18 protein-coding genes are annotated in these 18,250 nt (G+C 65.5%); 11 read left to right on the top strand and 7 right to left on the bottom strand.

What is annotated here, in order from left to right:
* Window positions 1–51: 51 nt before the first annotated feature.
* The gene (locus ACWEO2_RS08135; RefSeq protein WP_452404672.1) at window positions 52–924 is read left to right on the top strand and encodes a TetR/AcrR family transcriptional regulator; all 873 of its coding nucleotides are present in this window, start codon (window positions 52–54) and stop codon (window positions 922–924) included.
* A gap of 331 nt (window positions 925–1,255) precedes the next feature.
* Here the strand turns inward: ACWEO2_RS08135 and ACWEO2_RS08140 are convergent, their stop codons facing one another.
* The 4 genes from ACWEO2_RS08140 to ACWEO2_RS08155 form a co-directional block, all read right to left on the bottom strand.
* Window positions 1,256–2,740, bottom strand: a complete 1,485-nt coding sequence (locus ACWEO2_RS08140) for an alpha/beta fold hydrolase (RefSeq protein WP_452404673.1) — start codon at window positions 2,738–2,740, stop codon at window positions 1,256–1,258.
* 65 nt (window positions 2,741–2,805) lie between these two features.
* Complete coding sequence (locus ACWEO2_RS08145; protein WP_452404674.1) at window positions 2,806–4,059, bottom strand: RNA polymerase sigma factor; 1,254 nt, start codon at window positions 4,057–4,059, stop codon at window positions 2,806–2,808.
* Complete coding sequence (locus ACWEO2_RS08150; RefSeq protein ID WP_452404675.1) at window positions 4,026–4,385, bottom strand: YciI family protein; 360 nt, start codon at window positions 4,383–4,385, stop codon at window positions 4,026–4,028. Before ACWEO2_RS08150 ends, ACWEO2_RS08145 begins: the two co-directional genes overlap by 34 nt.
* A gap of 395 nt (window positions 4,386–4,780) precedes the next feature.
* Entirely contained in the window at window positions 4,781–6,610 is a 1,830-nt protein-coding gene (locus ACWEO2_RS08155) for an acyl-CoA dehydrogenase (protein ID WP_452404676.1), read from the bottom strand.
* Between the two features lie 388 nt (window positions 6,611–6,998).
* Between ACWEO2_RS08155 and urtA the strand changes: the two genes are divergently transcribed.
* From urtA to ACWEO2_RS08185, 6 genes are all read left to right on the top strand, one after another.
* A complete protein-coding gene (gene urtA, locus ACWEO2_RS08160; protein WP_354958811.1) occupies window positions 6,999–8,279 on the top strand; it encodes an urea ABC transporter substrate-binding protein in 1,281 nt (426 codons plus the stop codon).
* A 67-nt stretch (window positions 8,280–8,346) separates the two neighbouring features.
* Window positions 8,347–9,231, top strand: a complete 885-nt coding sequence (gene urtB / locus ACWEO2_RS08165) for an urea ABC transporter permease subunit UrtB (protein WP_354958810.1) — start codon at window positions 8,347–8,349, stop codon at window positions 9,229–9,231.
* A complete protein-coding gene (gene urtC / locus ACWEO2_RS08170) occupies window positions 9,228–10,382 on the top strand; it encodes an urea ABC transporter permease subunit UrtC (protein ID WP_452404677.1) in 1,155 nt (384 codons plus the stop codon). The genes urtB and urtC overlap by 4 nt, the downstream gene beginning before the upstream one ends.
* Window positions 10,379–11,233, top strand: coding sequence for an urea ABC transporter ATP-binding protein UrtD (urtD, locus tag ACWEO2_RS08175; RefSeq protein ID WP_452404678.1), 855 nt, complete (start codon window positions 10,379–10,381; stop codon window positions 11,231–11,233). Before urtC ends, urtD begins: the two co-directional genes overlap by 4 nt.
* Window positions 11,226–11,918 carry an urea ABC transporter ATP-binding subunit UrtE gene (urtE, locus tag ACWEO2_RS08180; RefSeq protein WP_452404679.1) on the top strand — a complete coding sequence of 231 codons (693 nt, stop codon included), beginning with the start codon at window positions 11,226–11,228 and terminating at the stop codon, window positions 11,916–11,918. The genes urtD and urtE overlap by 8 nt, the downstream gene beginning before the upstream one ends.
* Before the next feature lie 10 nt (window positions 11,919–11,928).
* Window positions 11,929–12,633 carry a GntR family transcriptional regulator gene (locus ACWEO2_RS08185; RefSeq protein WP_355179313.1) on the top strand — a complete coding sequence of 235 codons (705 nt, stop codon included), beginning with the start codon at window positions 11,929–11,931 and terminating at the stop codon, window positions 12,631–12,633.
* Between the two features lie 157 nt (window positions 12,634–12,790).
* On the opposite strand, the gene ACWEO2_RS08190 is transcribed toward ACWEO2_RS08185, so the two are convergent.
* Window positions 12,791–13,672, bottom strand: a complete 882-nt coding sequence (locus ACWEO2_RS08190; protein ID WP_452404680.1) for a nuclease-related domain-containing protein — start codon at window positions 13,670–13,672, stop codon at window positions 12,791–12,793.
* Window positions 13,673–14,060: 388 nt separating this feature from the next.
* On the opposite strand from ACWEO2_RS08190, the gene ACWEO2_RS08195 reads away from it, so the two are divergent.
* Window positions 14,061–14,594: a carboxymuconolactone decarboxylase family protein gene (locus ACWEO2_RS08195; RefSeq protein ID WP_452404843.1), complete on the top strand. Its 534-nt coding sequence runs from the start codon at window positions 14,061–14,063 to the stop codon at window positions 14,592–14,594.
* A 295-nt stretch (window positions 14,595–14,889) separates the two neighbouring features.
* On the top strand, window positions 14,890–15,027 hold the full coding sequence (locus ACWEO2_RS08200; RefSeq protein ID WP_452404681.1) for a hypothetical protein: 138 nt from the start codon (window positions 14,890–14,892) through the stop codon (window positions 15,025–15,027).
* Between the two features lie 17 nt (window positions 15,028–15,044).
* Here ACWEO2_RS08200 and ACWEO2_RS08205 read toward each other — a convergent pair whose 3' ends face one another.
* Window positions 15,045–15,818 (bottom strand): TetR/AcrR family transcriptional regulator C-terminal domain-containing protein, encoded by a 774-nt coding sequence (locus tag ACWEO2_RS08205; protein ID WP_452404682.1) that lies wholly within the window; start codon window positions 15,816–15,818, stop codon window positions 15,045–15,047.
* Between the two features lie 155 nt (window positions 15,819–15,973).
* On the opposite strand from ACWEO2_RS08205, the gene ACWEO2_RS08210 reads away from it, so the two are divergent.
* Entirely contained in the window at window positions 15,974–16,351 is a 378-nt protein-coding gene (locus tag ACWEO2_RS08210; RefSeq protein ID WP_452404683.1) for a VOC family protein, read from the top strand.
* 241 nt (window positions 16,352–16,592) lie between these two features.
* Here the strand turns inward: ACWEO2_RS08210 and ACWEO2_RS08215 are convergent, their stop codons facing one another.
* Window positions 16,593–17,444 carry an SDR family oxidoreductase gene (locus ACWEO2_RS08215; RefSeq protein ID WP_452404684.1) on the bottom strand — a complete coding sequence of 284 codons (852 nt, stop codon included), beginning with the start codon at window positions 17,442–17,444 and terminating at the stop codon, window positions 16,593–16,595.
* 100 nt (window positions 17,445–17,544) lie between these two features.
* Here ACWEO2_RS08215 and ACWEO2_RS08220 point away from each other — a divergent pair, with 100 nt between their 5' ends.
* Complete coding sequence (locus ACWEO2_RS08220) at window positions 17,545–17,943, top strand: winged helix-turn-helix transcriptional regulator (RefSeq protein WP_354958801.1); 399 nt, start codon at window positions 17,545–17,547, stop codon at window positions 17,941–17,943.
* Window positions 17,944–18,250 lie beyond the last annotated feature (307 nt).

Here is an 18,250-nt window from a genome sequence, read left to right on the forward strand (position 1 = left end):
AGCCCGTTGTCAACCAAATAGTTGGTTTGACGAGATGGTAAAATCATGGCCATGACAGTCACGATGAAACGGAGCGATGCGACCAAGCAGGCTCTATTGCGCGCCGCGCGTGACGAATTCGCCGAATACGGCCTGGCTGGCGCGCGGGTGGACCGGATCGCAGAGGCGGCCGGGGTGAACAAGGAGCGCATCTACGGCCTGTTCGGCAGCAAGGACAAGCTCTTCGACGTCATCCTGATCGACACCATGCGCGAATTCATGGACGTGGTCCAGCCGCTGGCCAGTACCGAACCCGGCGAGTACGTGGGCAAGCTGTTCGACTACCACCGCGAAAATCCTCAACTGCTACGGCTTTTGCTCTGGGAGGGCCTGCACCGCGGCACCGACGCGCACGATATCGATGGCTGGCGCGCCCAGCACTACCTGCGGAAATTCGACCGCGCCAAGGAGCAGTTCGACGTCGACGAGAGCCACGCGGGCCGGCTCCTGCTCGCCCTGTGCGGCCTGTCCAATTGGAGTCTCGCGGTCCCCCAGACCACCCGCCTACTGCTCGGCGCCGATGCCGAAAACCGCGACGCGACCCGCGAATTCATGATGGAGTTCGCCCGAGCGGCCATGCAGCGCGACAAATCGGTGCCCCACCGCGAACCGGTCAACGAGTTGACCACCGAATCGGCCACCCCGGTTGACGAATCCAACTCGATCAACAAACCGACCCCGGCAGCCGACACCGAAGCGACCAACCCGGTCGACCGCGCCGCCCAACGCCTACGCGAGGCCCAAGCCACCGCCGACGCGGCCCGCGACGAACTCGCCGCCGCCCTGCGCGCCGCACATACCGAGGGCACCAGCGCCAACCAACTCGCAAGGCAGGTCTCGGGCACCCTCTCCCGCCCCGTCGTACTCAAACTCCTCGCCCCCTAACACAACCCCCGCCGTACCCACCCCTGGGCCCAGGTCTGTCGAACGTAGTCGAAGGATGGCCGCGCAGGCCGTATCGACCGCCGTATGACGGCGCTCGGCGAGCAGTCGGAGTGGGTAGGGCAGCAATGGCGATAGATGTAACGCGTGTCGCTGATGCTGGGCGAATTCCGAGGCGAAAAGGACTAGGGGGTTGGCGAATTCGGCGGCGCCCATTGGCCGGTCGGGCGGGAGGGTGGGCGAGTTCAAATCTCCTGTCTGCCATCGAGATAGCAGGGCAGGGGGACGGTGTTCGTCGCCCTGACCTGCTGATCATCGTTGCGCTGATGTGACTTCAGCCGAAGAACTTCCGCAACGTCGGGACCAGTGCCTCTGGCCTTGCCAGTACGCCATGGTCCTCGCCCTCGAGAACGCGGGTCTCGACGACGCCGACAGCCGTGCCGACAGCCTGTGTTCCGGCTGCCAGCCAAGGCCAGGTCTGATCGCCGTAGATGGTGAGGGTCGGAATGGTCACGGCTGCAAGTCGATCGGTCGGCAGGGCGAGGTCGTCGCCGGTGACAAGCGCATCGTAGGGCAGGCTGGCGGCATTGCCGACCAGGAAGGCCCACTCATCGCCGGTCCGCATCGATGCGACCATCTCGGCCGGTACACCGACGTTCTCCTGGAGAAACAGCGCCACGGCTGCCTCCAGATCGCCCGAACGCACCAGACCTGTCAACCGGTCTCGGGCGCCTGCCGAGGGGGCGGGGCGCGTGTCGTCGACGAGGTAGGGCGTCTCATAGACCGCGACCCGGTCGATCGCAAGCCCGTGCATGACAGCTTCGAGCGCAAGGATGCCGCCCGATGAATGACCGAACACGCAGGCCCTCCCACCGACGTGCGCGATCACCGCCGCGAGGTCCTCGAGCTCGCTCTGCAGTGCGTACTCCGTGCTCCGATCGTCGCTGCCGCCGCGTGCGCGCCGGTCGTAGGTCACCGCGGTGAATTCGGGAGCGAGAGCCGCGGCCAGCGCCGTGACGGTGGACCGGTCGTTGAACGCGCCGCCGATGAGTATCACGGGGGCGCCCGCACCGATGGTCTCGATGGCGAGGGTGGTGCCGTCTCGGGAGATGACGGTGGACGGCATCGAGGCGGCGGTCATGGTGGTGTTCTCCTCGGTACTGCGGGGGATGCGGAAGCTGAGATGGGTGGCGTCGGCGGAGTCGACGACGCGGTAGCGCTCGAGTTCGACGATCCCGTCGGGCAGGTTGTCGAAGAGTCGAGTGCCCTGGCCGAGCAGGACCGGCGCGATGTGAATGTGCAGCTCGTCGACCAGACCGGCCGAGATCGCCTGCTGCACAAGGGATGCACCACCGGAAACATGGACGTTCTTGCCTTCGCCCGCCTCGCGGCAGACCTCCTTTGCGCGGGCGATCGCCGCTGCTGGCCCGCCCGTCTCGAAGTGGAAGACGGTGCCATCGGCGAGCGCTCGGGATTCCTGTCGCCGATGGGTGACGACGAATGTCGGCACGTGGTACGGGGCCTGCTCATCCCAAGTACCGCCCGCCGAGTCGTACATGCGACGGCCGAGGACATAGGCCCCGGTCTGCTCGATCCGCTCGGTGACCAGCTCGGCTTCGGGATCGGTTGCGGCAGTGGCGGTGGTGCTGCCGGACAATCCGTGCTGCTGCTGCCAAGCGAAGTGCTTGACGATCCAGTCGGTCACGCGGAAGAACCCGTCGTCGAGGAACGGCGGTTTGCGGGCTTCCATGCCGCAGATGAATCCGTCCAGTGAGATGGTCATATCGCAGCGGACGATGGGCTCGATGAATGTGGTCACGTCGGTCTCTCCTCGGTTGGCTGTGGATGCCTTACGCGACGTGGTCGGAGACGATGCCGACTTCTCTACATCGCGAGCCGAGAAATCCTTCTCCACAGATATCGCTGCTCAGCGGCACTGTCGGTGCGCTCGGCCGCAGCACGATAGTCCGCGGCAGCCCCCGCTGGGTCCCCACTGAGCTCGCGCAGGTGTGCGCGGGTGGCGAGCAACCGGTGATGCCGGGCAATCCTCTTGTTCGACTCCAGGCTCGCGAGGACCGCCAACCCGGCGGCCGGGCCGCGAACCATGGCAACGGCGACCGCGCTATTGAGGGTCGTCATCGGATTCGGCGCGACCTGCTCCAACAGGTCGTACAGCGCGAGGACCTGCGGCCAATCCGTTGCCTCGACGGCAGGGGCCTCGTCGTGGACTGCGGCGATCGCAGCCTGTAGTTGGTACGGACCGACATCGCCACGGGTGAGGGTCGCGGTGATCAGCTCGACGCCCTCGGCGATGCGGTCCCGGTCCCACAGCGCGCGGTCCTGTTCGTCGAGCGGGACCAGGTCGCCGTCGGCGTCGATCCGGGCGGGCCGGCGTGCGTCGGTCAGCAGCATCAAGGCCAGCAGGCCGGAAACCTCGGTGTCGTCGGGCCGCAGCGCGCGGAGCATGCGGGTGAGCCGGATCGCCTCGTCACTGAGATCCGGCACGGTCAGATCGGTTCCGGTGGAGGCGGTGTAGCCCTCGTTGAATATCAGGTACAGCACATGCAGCACGGCCGCTACCCGGGCGGGCAGCTCGGTGGGCTCCGGCATCGCGAAGACTCGTCCCGTGGTGTCGACGGACTGTTTGGCCCGGGTGATCCGTTGCGCCATTGTCGCTTCGGGGACGAGGAAGGCGGCCGCTATCTGCGCGGTGCCGAGTCCGCCGACGGCGCGCAGGGTGAGTGCGATCTGGCTCGGTGGGGTCAGTGCGGGATGACAGCACAGGAACAGCAGCGCCAGCGAATCGTCGCCGGCCGGCTCATCGTCGTGCTGGCCGAGGTCCCTGGTGGCCGCCATGTCCTGTTCTTCGCGGCGGCGCCGGGCGGTCTCGCTGCGGATCTCATCGACGAGGCGGCGCTGCGCGACGGTAACGAGCCAACCGCGCGGATTGTCCGGCAGACCTTCGACCGGCCATTGCACCGACGCGGCCAGCAGTGCCTCCTGGGTGGCGTCCTCGCACGCGACGAAATCGCCGTGGCGGCGAATGAGGGTGGTGAGGACCTGCGGCGCCAGCTCACGCAGAACGGATTCGACCGTGCGACCGCTCAATTCCCCGGGGACTCGTGCAGTATCGGCCACAGCTCCACCGGCGACTCGTCAGCCCACGGCATGTCCGCAGCAATCTCGCGGGCGCGTTCCGCGCTGGCGACCTCCAGCAGGTACAGGCTGGCGAGGTACTCCTTGGTCTCCAGGTACGGACCGTCGGTGACGACGGGGGCGCCGTCGCGGCGCAGCACCAGCTTCGCCGTATCCGCGTCGCCCAGACCGTACGCACCCAGCAGTTCACCGGTTGCCCGGTAACGCGCGTTCCACGCCTCCTGCTCGGCAACCGCCTCCGGCCACACCTCGGGCGGGATCGCGTTCCATTTCTCCTGATTGCCGTAGATGAGCAGCAAATACTTCATAGTGCTTCGAACCTCATTTCACAGCCATCCTGCCATGGCCTTCCGGTCCGGCACCGGATGTGCGGCCGTCGACAGCTGGCTGCCGCGCAGCCCGAGGAGACCGGCACTCACCGAACTGTCATGTCGCGCACAGTCGATGCAGGCTCCTCGGCGGCATTCGGACGGCCGATCGCTCGCGTCGCTCGTGACATCGCCTGTCGTGCAGCCGGATCGACGAGAACAACGCGAGCGATCCGCGTCCAGGTTGGCGTGTGTCGCCTCCGCGCCGAGCGAGGCTCGAGCGGCACCACGGTCGGCTGGTCGACCGGCGCCCCCGGAGTTCTTCGCCACCAACCGAATGCGGGAAAGAAATCAGCACGGATGGCAGTCCGGGAGCGGTCGGCTCGGCAGACCGGTCAGAACGACGCTTCGTCCAGCTCCATGATGTCGTTGTCGATCGCGGCGATGATGTTCTTCACCGCGGTCAGCTCCGGCAGTGCGTTCTTCGCGAAGAAGGTTGCGACAGCGACCTTTCCGGCGTAGAAGGGGCCGTCCTTCTCCGGCGCGTCGCCGGCCAGGGCGGCGGCCGCGACTTCGGCCTGCACCAGCAGGCGCCAGCCGATGAGCAGATCGCCGACCGCGAGCAGGAAGCGCACCGAGCCGAGGCCGACCTTGTACAGCTCCTTCGGATCCTGCTGGGACGCCATCAGATATCCGGTGAGCGTGGCCGCCATCGCCTGCACATCGGCGACCGCGGTGCCCAGCAGCGCCCGCTCGGCCTCGAAGTGACCGGTCTTCGCCTCCAGGAATGCGGCGATCTGCCCGTTGACGTGGGCGAGCGCCACCCCCTTATCCCGAATGATCTTGCGGAAGAAGAAGTCCTGCGCCTGGATGGCGGTGGTGCCCTCGTACAGCGAGTCGATCTTCGCGTCGCGGATGTACTGCTCGATCGGATAGTCCTGCAGATAGCCCGAACCACCCAGCGTCTGCAGCGATTCGGTGAGGTACTGGTAGGCCCGCTCGGAACCGACACCCTTGACGATCGGCAGCAGCAGATCGTCCACCTGGTGCGCCAATTCGGCATCCGCACCCGAAACCAGCTCTGCCACATCGGCGTTCTGGTGGGCGGCGGTGTACAGGTACACCGCGCGCAGACCTTCGGCGTAGGCCTTCTGCATGGCCAGCGAACGCCGCACATCGGGATGCTGGGCAATGGTGACGCGCGGGGCCGCCTTATCCGCCATCTGCGTCAGATCCGCGCCCTGTACCCGCTGCTTGGCGTAGTCGAGGGCGTTGAGATAACCGGTGGACAGCGTGCCGGTGGACTTGATGCCGACCACCATGCGCGCGTTCTCGATCACCTGGAACATCTGCGCGATGCCGTTGTGCACCTCGCCGACCAGCCAGCCCTTGGCGGGCACAGCGGTTGCGCCGAAGGTCAGCTCACAGGTGGGCGAGGACTTCAACCCCATCTTGTGTTCGACACCGGTCACGTAGACGCCATTGCGGTCGCCCAGCTCGAGCGTCTCGTGATCGAAGAGGTATTTCGGTACGTAGAACAGCGAAAGCCCCTTGGTGCCCGGACCGGCGCCCTCCGGGCGGGCCAGCACCAGGTGGAAGACGTTCTCGGCAGTCTCGCCGACATCACCACCGGAGATGAAGCGCTTGACGCCCTCGATATGCCAGGAGCCGTCCTCCTGCTGGATCGCCCTGGTGCGCCCGGCACCGACATCGGAACCGGCATCGGGCTCGGTCAGCACCATGGTGCCCGCCCAGCCGCGGTCGTACCCCTTTGTCGCCCACTGCTTCTGCTGCTCGGTGCCCACATTGAACAGCACCGAGGACATCACCGGACCCATATTGAAGAAGCTCGCCGCCGGGTTGGCGCAGGTGAGCATCTCATTGACCGACCAGACCACGGCCGCGGGTGCGCGCGTGCCGCCCATCCCCTCCGGCATACCGAGCCGACTCCAGTCGGCCTCGTTCACCGCAGCGACGGTCTTACGCAGCGCCTCGGGCACCGAAATCGAATAGGTGGTCGGATCGTAGACCACCGGATCCCGGTCGGCCGCGCTGAAGGATTCCGCCACCGGCCCCTCGGCCAGCCGCTTCACCTCGGCGAGGATCTCCCGCACAGTATCCGAATCAAGATCGCCATAGGCACCCGTATCCAGGAGCTTGTCCAGTCCGAACACCTCGAACAGGTTGAACTCGATATCCCGAACGTTCGCCTTGTAGTGACCCACCGGTCCTCCTCGACTCACGCGTCCCCCAGCCTCGGCAGCACGGGGCTCGACGTTTTGACGTTGTACAAAACGAGACTGCCGTACCGCTGTCTTGCTACGCAACCGTAGCCAGAGTGGCCCCTCACACGTGCGGACCGAGCGGTCGGCGCAAAGGTTCACACCACGGAAACACGCGCAATCGACTCGTCACCGAGAGATATTCCGGCGCAACAACTTCTGTCTAACGTTCGCACCACGAATACAGCCGTTGTATACAACCCGGTCTACAGCCTCTTCCAGCGACTTACCAACCGCCGGAAGCGGCCGTGACCGGTGCAAAGGCGGGCGTATTCGGCGCGGCGCACGCAGTGCCGCCGAACACCTGATGAGGAGAGAAGGGTCCGCCCCCATGCCAGAATCCCGTGACATCCATCGATCGCGTCCCCGTCGCGTCACCAGGGCGTTGGTCGCGCCGACGGCCGTCGCACTGGCCGGTCTATTGCTGACCGGCTGTGGCGCCAAGGATGACGCCTCGACCAGCGGCTCCAACGCCGCGTCGTGCGTGGACACATCGAAGGACTCGATCAAGATCGGTTCACTGCACTCGCTGTCCGGCACCATGGCGATCTCCGAGGTCACCGTCGCCAACTCGACGAAGCTGGCCGTCGACCAGATCAACGCCGCGGGCGGGGTCATGGGCAAGAAGCTCGACCTGGTGCTCGAAGACGGCGCGTCGGACCCGAAGACCTTCGCGGAGAAGGCCGAAAAGCTGATCAGCTCCGACTGTGTCGCAGCGGTATTCGGCGGCTGGACCTCATCGAGCCGCAAGGCCATGAAGCCGAAGTTCGAGAGCCTGAACTCGCTGCTCTACTACCCGGTCCAGTACGAGGGCCTGGAGGACAGCAAGAACATCTTCTACACCGGCGCGACCACCAACCAGCAGATCCTGCCCGCGCTGGACTATCTGAAGCAGAAGGGCATCAAATCCCTCTACCTGGTCGGCTCCGACTACGTCTTCCCGCAGACCGCCAACCGCGAGATCAAGGCCTACGCCGCGGCGAACGGCATCGAGATCAAGGGTGAGGACTACACCCCGCTCGGCTCCACCGACTTCTCCACCATTGTGAACAAGGTCCGCAATGCCAAGGCGGGAGCGGTATTCAACACCCTCAATGGCGACTCGAATGTGGCCTTCTTCCGCGAGTACACCAATGCGGGCCTGAAAGCCGCCGATATGCCGGTGGTCTCGGTGTCCATCGCCGAGGAAGAGGTCGCGGGCATCGGCGCGCAGAACATCGCGGGCCAGCTCACCGCGTGGAACTACTACCAGACCGTGGACACCCCGGTGAACAAGAAGTTCGTCGCGGACTACAAGGCCGCGTTCGGCGCCGACAAGCCGACCTCGGATCCGATGGAGGCCGCCTACGCCTCGGTCTTCCTGTGGAAGAACACCGTCGAGAAGGCAAAGTCGTTCAAGGTGGCCGATATTCAGGCCGCGGCCGACGGCGTGACCTTCGAGGCTCCCGAAGGGCTGGTCACCGTCGACGGCAGCAACCACCACATCACCAAGACCGCCCGCATCGGCGAGATCCGGCCGGACGGACTGATCTACACGGTGTGGGATTCGGGCAAAGCGGTCACGCCGGACCCGTACCTGAAGTCCTACGAGTGGGCCAAGGGCCTCAAGTAGTGCCAGCGCCGGGTGCGGGCTTTGTGAGAGGGAGCCCGCACCCGGCCGACCCCGTTAGGAATCCAATATGGACGTGTTGATCGGCCAGCTCTTCACCGGGCTGAGTCTGGGATCGATTCTGCTGCTCGCGGCGCTCGGCCTTTCGCTGACCTTCGGTCAGATGGGCGTGATCAATATGGCGCATGGTGAATTCATCATGGCCGGGTGTTACACGACTTATGTTGTGCAGAAGGTCATCTCATCGACCGGAGTATCGCTGGTGGTTTCGCTGCTGGTCGGCTTCCTGGTCGGCGGACTACTCGGCGCGGCCCTGGAAATGGGCCTGATCCGCTGGATGTACGACCGGCCGCTGGACACCCTGCTGGTCACCTTCGGCGTGGGACTGGTGCTGCAACAGGCGGCCCGTGACATCTTCGGCGCACCCGCCAAGAATGTGCTCGCCCCCGAATGGCTCAGTGGCGGTGTCACCATCCTCGGCGCGGTGGTGCCCAAGACCCGCATCTTCATTCTGGTACTCGCACTCGTCGCGGTGACCACGCTCGCCACCGTGCTCAAGACGACCCCGCTGGGTCGGCGCATCCGCGCGGTCGTGCAGAACCGCGGGCTGGCCGAGACCAGCGGCGTTTCCAGCCGCATCACCGATATCAGCACATTCTTCATCGGCTCCGGGCTGGCCGGGGTCGCTGGCGTCGCGCTCACCCTGATCGGTTCGACCAGCCCCACCATCGGGCAGAGCTATCTGATCGATGCCTTCCTGGTGGTCGTGATCGGCGGACTCGGCCAGATCAGGGGCACGGTGATCGCGGCCTTCGCACTCGGGCTGCTGAATTCCTATATCGAGTATTCGACGACGGCCTCGATCGCGAAGGTGATCGTCTTCGTCATCATCGTCATCTTCCTGCAGGTCCGTCCGCAGGGGCTGTTCACCGTTCGAACGAGGAGTTTGGCATGACCACACTCGGACAGCGTTGGCGCGCATATCCTTCGGTGACCGCATGGGGCGGCTTCATCCTCGCCGCGATCCTGCTGTTCGCGGTCGCACCCGCCGTGCTCAGCGATTTCCGGCTCAACCTGCTCGCCAAATTCCTGTGCTTCGCGATCGTGGCCGCTGGCATCGGATTGGCCTGGGGCCGTGGCGGCATGCTCACCCTCGGACAGGGCGTGTTCTTCGGCATCGGCGCCTACATCATGGCCATGCATATGCAGATGGCCGATGCGGCCCGGCTGCACAATGACGTGCCGGAGTTCATGGAGATCGCCGGTATCCGCGAATTGCCCTCGTTCTGGCGGCCTTTCGCCTCTGCGCCGGTCGCCCTGATCGGCATTCTGGTGCTGCCGGCGCTGGTGGCCGCGGCACTCGGCTACGGCGTCTTCAAACGCCGGGTCAAGGGCACGTATTTCGCGATTCTGAGCCAGGCGCTGGCCGCGGCGCTGGCGATTCTGCTGACCGGTCAGCAGAAGATCGGCGGATTCACCGGACTGTCGGACTTCCGCGCCTTCTTCGGCTTCAAACTCTCGGATCCGGCGAACCGGCAGATGCTGTTCTTCATCGCGGCGGGCACCCTACTGCTGGTGGTCGCGGCGGTGCGCCAACTCATGCGCAGCCGGTACGGCGAATTGCTCGTGGCCGTACGTGATCAGGAGGAGCGGGTGCGCTTCCTGGGCTACGATCCGGCCAATATCAAGATCGTGGCCTATGTCGTCGCAGCCTTCTTCGCTGGCATCGCCGGTGCGCTTTTCACACCGATCGTCGGCATTATTTCCCCTGCCGATATCGGTGTGGTGCCGTCCATCGCATTCATTATCGGTGTCGCGATCGGCGGACGAACCACCCTGCTCGGGCCGGTACTCGGCGCGATCGGCGTCGCCTGGGCGCAGACCGCGCTATCGGAGGAGTTCCCGTCCAGCTGGACCTATCTGCAGGGTGTGCTGTTCATTGTGGTGGTCGGGTTCATTCCGGCGGGTCTGGCCGGGGTGTGGCCGATGCTGAAGGGGTTGCTGGACAGCAGGTTCGGCAAGACGGTCGAGCCGGTGCCGGGCGTCGTCGCCGAACCGCTGCCCGAGGTCGTACCGGTTGCCGAGGATAAGGTGGAATCCCTATGAATACGGTTGCGCCAGCACATGATCCGAAAGCCGGTGGCAATGCGGGCATGTCGAGTGAGTACCTCGAAATCCGCGGCCTTTCGGTGAGTTTCGATGGCTTCAAGGCCGTCTCGGATGTGGATCTCACCGTGCTGCAAGGCGATCTGCGCTTCCTCATCGGCCCCAATGGCGCGGGGAAGACCACGCTCATCGATGCGATCACCGGTCTGGTGCCCGCCAGCGGATCGGCGCAGAAGTCCGGCGTGGAATTCCTCGGTAAGAAGGTGCATCAGATCGCCCGGCTCGGTATCGGCCGAACCTTCCAGACGGCAAGTGTTTTCGAGCAGTTGAGCGTCCTGCAGAACCTAGATATCGCGGCCGGGGCGGGTCGATCGGCATGGACACTGCTGCGCCGCCGCAAGTCGATATTGCCGAGTATCGAAGAGGCACTGGAGATCACCGGCCTCGGCGAACTGCGCGATAAGCCCGCGGGCGTATTGGCGCACGGGCAGAAGCAATGGCTGGAGATCGGCATGCTGCTGGTGCAGAACGCCTCGGTGCTCCTGCTCGACGAACCGGTGGCGGGCATGAGTGCCGAAGAGCGCGAGGAGACCGGAAAGCTATTGCGCCGCATCGGCGGTGAACGCATTGTCGTGGTGGTCGAGCACGATATGGACTTCATGCGATCGTTCGCGACCTCGGTCACCGTGCTGGCCGCGGGCAAGGTGCTCAGCGAGGGCACCGTCGAACAGGTACAGGCCGATCCCAAGGTGCAGGAGGTCTACCTCGGCACCGCCGCGGCCATCGGCACCGAACTCGAAGACGCGCAGACCGCGCAGGAGCTGACCGCGAAGGAGTCCGCCGATGCTTGAGCTCATCGACATTCATTCCGGTTACGGCCGGACCGAGGTGATCCACGGCGTCTCGATCACCGTTCCGGACGACAGCGTGGTGGCGATCATGGGACACAATGGCGCGGGCAAGACCACCCTGCTGCGCACCGCGGTCGGTCTGATCGGTACGAAATCCGGCCGGATCACCTTCAATGGTGAATCGATCACGAAGCTGTCGCCGTCGCGCCGGGTCAAGCGCGGGATCGCCTATGTGCCACAGGGACAGCAGAGTTTTCCGCAGCTGACCACCGCCGAGAATCTGCAAGTGGTGGCCGATGGCCGCAAGCGCGGCAAGGCGCTGATCGATGAATCGCTCGATCTGTTTCCGGCGCTGCGGGAACTGCTGACGCGCAAGGCGGGCTTGCTCTCCGGCGGTCAGCGCCAGCAGCTGGCGATCGCGCGGGCGCTGATCACCGAGCCGAAGCTGCTCATTCTCGACGAACCCACCGAGGGCATTCAGCCCTCCGTTGTCGCCGAAATCGAGCGCACCATCATCGATTTGACCGGTCGCGGCGGACTCAGTGTGCTGCTGGTGGAACAGCACATCGGCTTCGCTCTACAAGCGGCACAACGCTATTACATCCTGCAGTCCGGACGGGTGACGTCCACGGGCGAGGGCGGTGCGGGCGCGGAGACCTCGGTCCGCTCGGCCATGGCGATCTGAGCTGGCCGCCATGACGCGCAGGGGGCGGGTTCCGCTCAGCGAGCGGGTATACGAATCGCTGCGGCGGGACTTGGCCACCGGAGCGATCGTGCCCACCGAACGGCTCGGCGAGGAACGCCTGGCCGAGATATACGGGGTCTCACGCACCCCCGTGCGGGAGGCGCTGGCCCGGCTGCGGGCCGACGGGTTGGTGGAGCGCCACGCCGATGGGCTGTATCCGTTCCGGCCGCGATTGGCGGAGCTGGACAATCTGTACGAGTTGCGGATTGTGCTGGAGGCCAGGGGATTTCAGCGGGTGATCGGTATCGTGGGCGAGCCAGCGCCCGCACACGATCTGGCGCTGGTGCGCGCGGAACTCGACACCTGGCGCGGCTTTCGCGACGACCCACCCGAACCCGGCCCCGCGCTGGTCGCCGCGGATGAGCAGTTCCATACGACGCTGCTCGCCGCGGCGGGCAATGCGGCGCTGGCGGATGCGCTCACCGGCGTGTACGTCCGGGTGCGCCCGGTCCGCACCCTCGACCTGCCGACGCCCGAGCGGATCGCCACCATGACCGCCGAGCACATCGCGATCGCCGAACAACTGCTCGACGGTGATCCCGATGCGGCACTGCGCACCCTCACCACACATATCGGCCGCTCCCGCACGCACGTGCTGGCTCGCGCGCAGCAGGCCATCGAATTCACGAAACTCTCACGTGCAGTGCGCGATTGACGGATGACCCGTTTCGACCGAACCGTGATCAGTCGGCCATCCATCGACCGTCCTCGAGGATGCCTCGATAAACCGACGGACACCGGGATTCCGTGGCCCACCCAGCGCGACCTTCGACCCACCATGTGGGCGAACAAGACGGCACAGACCTTCGGAATCAGCACTTGGTCTGGAACGGCCAGCATTCGATCGGACGGTACGGCGGCGGCGACGGCGTCACGCTTGTTGTCGTCGTATCCGACTCGCGGGCCGGTTGAGCCGAATCATGTGCGAGCGAATTCGCGATCACGATCAGCACGACCACCATGCCGAGCAGCGCAACGGCGAAGATCGCCCACCCCGTGGTCGTCTGCCGCCTACTCGGCGGCAGCGGTGCGGGGATGACGTGCTGTCGGAGGTCCCGCGCCGACGGCGTCGGCGCCTCGGGCTGCACCGCGTCGAAGCCATCGGCGAGCAGTTCGGCGCGCGACGGCTTTTCGGCGCCGAGCGCAGCGCAGGCGGCGGCGACCCGATCGGCGGTCCAGCTGCGCGGTCCGGCGGAGAAGCCGTCGAGGTAGATGCGCAATTCGGCCGCGTCGCGGGCATTCGCGACGAGCACATCCATGCCGGGGCGCAGGTTGGTGCGCGCGGGCCGCACCGCGACCCCGCGGAACGGCACCAGCACGACGACGCCGCAAATATGACCCGGATCGATCAGCGCCCGCTCGAGGGTGGTCTTCACGGCGTGCACGCTGTGTTCCAAGTGGTCGACGGGGTCGCCCGCGATCTCCTCATCGAATTCGGCGGGCTCCGCGCTGATCGTCCACGGACCGTCGCCCGGAATGCTCAGTATCCCGTTCTGGCGGCGCCGGAAGCCCTTGACATCGGCCGTCGTAATGCCGCGCGGGGTCAGGATGACCGCGTCGACCCGCCGGGACCCGTGGTCACCGACCGTCAGGTCGAGCAATGCGACACCGGTCGTCGGATACGACCGCAGGCATTCCACGAACTCCTGCTCCGCCCCGGACAGATTCGCTCCGGTCTTGATCTTCACCAGCATCGCGTTTTCCCTGCCTCATCCGGTTCGCCCCGGCGTCCCGCATCCACCGCGCCGGTACTGATGATGACCCGCGGTCGCCGCGAAGACCACCGGAAAGCCAAGAAGGCCAGCACAATTGAGCCATAGAAAACCGGCCAGTCGGATTTAATCGGACCGATAAGCCGGCACGGAGTCCCCCAGCAACACCCCCATTGATGAGGTCACGAATTGCGCCCAACCGGGATACCGCGAGGTCCAGGAACCGCGCGCCGCGCACTAGAGTGCCGCCGACCCACCGATTACCGACCTACCCGCTAGTACGCTCGAATTCGGTCCGGCACCACGGACCCCGCGACGAGACTCCTCCGGTGCACACCGGAGAGCAGGAGGAAAAGGCATGGTTTCGGCGTTGCAACCACGCATTTCACCCGGACGGCTCCGCGAGCTCGGTCCGATCAACTGGGTTGTCTGGCAAATGCTTTCGCGCGCGGCGGGAACAGATGACGCACATCTGTTCAGCACACTCGGCCGGACAAAGGGTCTGTTCCGCGGCTGGCTGCACTTCTCGGGACGATTGATGCCGGGCGGCCGGCTGCCACGGCACGAATCCGAACTGGTCATCCTGCGCGTCGCCCGCCTGCGCGACTGCGCCTATGAAATGGACCATCACATCCGCCTCGGCAGGCGTGCCGGTGTCACGCCGGAAATCCTGGAGCGCTTGCGGACCGGCCCCTCCGCCGACGGGTGGTCGGATAAACACCGCGCCCTGCTCGCCGCCGTCGACGAATTGGTCGAAACCCGCGATATCGGCAATGCCACCTGGGCCGCCCTTACCGAGCACTACGACGAGCGCAGCCTGATCGAAATCGTCCTGCTCATCAATCAATACGAGGGGTTGGCCGCAACGATTACCGCGTTGCGGATCCAGCGCGACGGGCTCTGACGCTCGGGGCATTATCCAGGCGGCGCGCGGACGATTCAATGGCCTGCGCGCCGCTTTTTCTATTTTGTAGCAACTCCAGGGCGATCATCGCCGAAGGCCGTCCAACTGGATAACAACTGCGGCGGGTCACTCACAGAATGATCACTTCCCGCCCACCAAATCCGCGCAAGCACCTATTCTGAAGCGCATAGCCGCACTGTGTCACACGCCATAGTGTGACGACGCGACCATGGGAAACCCCTCCATCAAGCTTGCCGACAATTAGCTGTCAGCTCGACAGGAGAAAGGGGGCGTCATGACCGTCAGCCTCGTGTTGATCGTGGCGGGATTCATCCTTCTGGCAATCGTGATCACAAGTTTCATGCTGCCCGCCAATGCGGACTCCGCGCAGCATCAGGACCCACCCAACGAAATCGGCCCCGGCGATCAGTAGCCGATACCGCATGCGACTCAACGGTTTTCGATGAGCCCCGCCAGGCCGTCGAGGACTCGCGCCAGGCCGAATTCATAGGCATGGTCGGCGCTATACGCGGAGTCGTGAGCCTGGCCGGCGGCCGCCCCGACGCGGGCGGCCAGCGGATAGCGCTCGGCGTCGAAAACCTGGGCCAGCAGCGGAGCGGCGCGCTCCCACCACTGATGGTCGGACATCGCGCTGTCGGCGGCGGCGCGCTCGGTATCGATGGCAATGCGGGCGACCGAGGTGACGAAGCCGAGGACGAAGGTGAGGGCCGCGTCCATATCGATATCGTCGAGGCCGAGGCCGTCGAAGGCGCGCAATTCGTGTTCATATTTGGCCGCGACGCCGGGGCCGAGTGGCGGACGCGTGGTCGGCAGATAGGCGACCCACGGATGGCGGATCAGCATGGCGCGGTTCTCGGCGGCGATTGTCGCGACCCGATCGCGCCAGGGCAACTCGCTCAGATCGGAGCGTGACATCTCCTGGTAGACCGCATCCAGCATGAGGTCTACCAGTTCGGCCTTGCCCGGCACATAGGTGTAGGTGGCCATGGGGGTCAAGCCGAGTTCGGTGGCTACGGCGCGCATAGTGAGCGCGCCGATCCCCTGCACGTCCGCGATCTCGATTGCCGCCGCGACCACGGCATCCACACTGCTGCGCTGTTTCGGTCCGCGCTGTCGCTCGGATGCGCCGGGCACGCGCCACAGCAATTCCAAGGTGCGCACGGGATCACCCGCACTACTGCGATCCCGCGACTGCTCGGCCACGCCACCTCCTCATCTTGCGGGCCATCCCCGCTCGAACCATCCTCGAGCCGATCGTATCGGGGTGATTCACGTCACAGTGCAGCCGATCGGAAATTTCTGTACAAAGTACAGCGTACTTAGTACAGAGTTTATGGCCGGCTCCAGAGGAGGACCCTTTGAACATCACCGCTTCCGCAATCTCCCTCAATGTCGCCGATCCGCAGGCCTCGGCCGAATTCGCCATCGATCATCTCGGCTTCACCGAGCAGAACTCGGCCGACGGCTTCGTCGCCATCGCCCGCCCCGACGCCAGTTTCAGCATCTGCTACCTGCGCACCGGCCTGGACAGCTTCAAACCGAAGAACAAAGCGGGCAGCGCGGGCGAGGGTCTACTGGTCGCCTTCGTCGTAGACGACATCGATGCCGAATACGACCGCCTCCAGCACGCAGGCGTCCCAATCGTCACCCCGATCGAAACCGAGCCCTGGGGCGAACGCTACTTCCAGATCACCGACCCGAACGGCATCATCCTGCAACTGGTGCAATGGGTTTAGCCGCCGGGCCGGTTCCGAGGTCGCAGACCGGCGCATAGCTAACGGCGTGCAGGCCCTTGTGCCGACAACCAATCCCGAAGACCCGCACCGGGCCTGCACACCACAACCACGAACACGTCCGTGCGGACAACTCATTCCGTTGACGCACAACGGGCTTGCACGCCGTATGGGCGGCGCGGATAGCGCGACCGCGAAATACGGTGTGCAAGCCCGTGGCTCGGCTCGGATGACGGGGATGCGGTCAGGCGAGGGCGGCGCGGAAGATTTCGATGGCGGGCGTGGAGGGGCGGCCGATCAGTTTCTGGAGGTCGCCCGAGTCGACATCGAGGATGCCGTTGCCGATTCCGGCATCCGCGTCGGCGAGTGCCGCGGCGTAGGGGGCGGGGAGTCCGGCCTGTTCGAGCGCGGCGTTGTAGTCCTCCGTGGACAGGTTCTCGTAGCGCACCGGCTTACCCGATGCCTGCGAAATCACCTCGGCGAGTTCGGCATAGGTGAGGCTTTCGTTGCCGCCGAGCTCGTAGACGCGGCCCTCGTGGCCATCGGTGGTCAGCACCTTGGCGGCCGCCTCGGCATAGTCGGCGCGCGCCGCGCCAGCGACACGGCCATCGCTCGCGGCCCCGTGCAGCACCCCGGTCTCGACGGCGTGGCCGAGTCCGCCCAAGTAGTTCTCCCAGTACCAGCCATTGCGCAGGATCGTGTACGGGACAGCGGATTCCGTGAGCACCGCCTCGGTGCCGATATGTTCCTGCGCCAAAATCAGCGGGTTCTCGGTGGCGCGCGGAATGCTGGTGTAGGCCAGCAGTTTCACACCCGCCCGCTCCGCGGCGCGAATCACATTGGTGTGCTGCGCGACTCGCGCACCGAACTCATTGCCGGAGACGAGCAGCACCCGGTCGACGCCAGCGAGCGCGCGGTCGAGCGCGTCCGGGTCATCGTAGGCGGCCTGGCGAACCTCGACTCCCCGCTCGGCCAGATCGGCGACCTTCTGCGGATCACGCACGATCGCGACCACTGGCGTGGTGCCCTCGCGCAAAAGCGCCTCCACAACGAGACGACCCAACTGCCCACCGGCTGCGGTTACGGCGACGGTCATGACTACCTCCCAAAGGTATGTACGGTCCATCAAGTACTAACTAATAGTTAGCACTATGCATTCCGTAGACACTTTGGTCAAGTTAGGTACCATCGACTGCATGACCATTCAGCGCCCGCCGTCGGCGAGCACCGACGATCCGACGCTGGAAGCCGACGTATTCGCCCGAAACTGCACGTCACGACCGGTGCTGCAAAACGTGGCCAGCCGCTGGGGCACCCTGGCCCTGGTGGCGCTGCGCGAGGGCCCGTACCGATTCAGCGCCCTGCGCCGCCGCGTCGACGGCGTCAGCGAGCGCATGCTCTCCCAGACCCTGCAGGCCCTCGAACGCGACGGCATGGTGCACCGCGAAGTGCACGAAACCATCCCACCCCGAGTGGAATACACCCTGACCGACCTCGGCGCCGAGGTCGCCGAGCGCCTGGAAAGCCTCATCGTGGTCCTGGAAACGAATATGCCCCGAGTCCACGCAGCACAAGCCGCGTACCACCGCGACTAACGGCCCCGCCCCGTATCTCCCACCCACGCCTGCACAACACCGCAACCAACGGCTCACGCTGGATCCTCAGCCCACGCCCGCACAACACCGCAACTCGCAGCTCGCGCCCGCACAACACCGCAACTCGCAGCTCGCGCCCGCACAACACCGCAACTCGCAGCTCGCGCCCGCATACCACCACAACCGAGGCCCGCGCCCGCACAACACCACAACCGAGGCCCGCGCCCGCACAACACCACAACCGAGGCCCGCGCCCGCACAACACCACAACCGAGGCCCGCGCCCGCACAACACCACAACCGAGGCC

The sequence above is a fragment of the Nocardia sp. NPDC004278 genome, from assembly GCF_053602975.1.

What these genes read in the sequence shown, in the direction of transcription:
- ACWEO2_RS08135 (WP_452404672.1), top strand. Translation starts at nt 52, where the DNA reads ATGACAGTCACGATGAAACGGAGCGATGCGACCAAGCAGGCTCTATTG.
- ACWEO2_RS08150 (WP_452404675.1), bottom strand. Translation starts at nt 4,385, where the DNA reads ATGAAGTATTTGCTGCTCATCTACGGCAATCAGGAGAAATGGAACGCG.
- urtA (WP_354958811.1), top strand. Translation starts at nt 6,999, where the DNA reads ATGCCAGAATCCCGTGACATCCATCGATCGCGTCCCCGTCGCGTCACC.
- urtB (WP_354958810.1), top strand. Translation starts at nt 8,347, where the DNA reads ATGGACGTGTTGATCGGCCAGCTCTTCACCGGGCTGAGTCTGGGATCG.
- urtC (WP_452404677.1), top strand. Translation starts at nt 9,228, where the DNA reads ATGACCACACTCGGACAGCGTTGGCGCGCATATCCTTCGGTGACCGCA.
- urtD (WP_452404678.1), top strand. Translation starts at nt 10,379, where the DNA reads ATGAATACGGTTGCGCCAGCACATGATCCGAAAGCCGGTGGCAATGCG.
- urtE (WP_452404679.1), top strand. Translation starts at nt 11,226, where the DNA reads ATGCTTGAGCTCATCGACATTCATTCCGGTTACGGCCGGACCGAGGTG.
- ACWEO2_RS08185 (WP_355179313.1), top strand. Translation starts at nt 11,929, where the DNA reads ATGACGCGCAGGGGGCGGGTTCCGCTCAGCGAGCGGGTATACGAATCG.
- ACWEO2_RS08190 (WP_452404680.1), bottom strand. Translation starts at nt 13,672, where the DNA reads ATGCTGGTGAAGATCAAGACCGGAGCGAATCTGTCCGGGGCGGAGCAG.
- ACWEO2_RS08200 (WP_452404681.1), top strand. Translation starts at nt 14,890, where the DNA reads ATGACCGTCAGCCTCGTGTTGATCGTGGCGGGATTCATCCTTCTGGCA.
- ACWEO2_RS08215 (WP_452404684.1), bottom strand. Translation starts at nt 17,444, where the DNA reads ATGACCGTCGCCGTAACCGCAGCCGGTGGGCAGTTGGGTCGTCTCGTT.
- ACWEO2_RS08220 (WP_354958801.1), top strand. Translation starts at nt 17,545, where the DNA reads ATGACCATTCAGCGCCCGCCGTCGGCGAGCACCGACGATCCGACGCTG.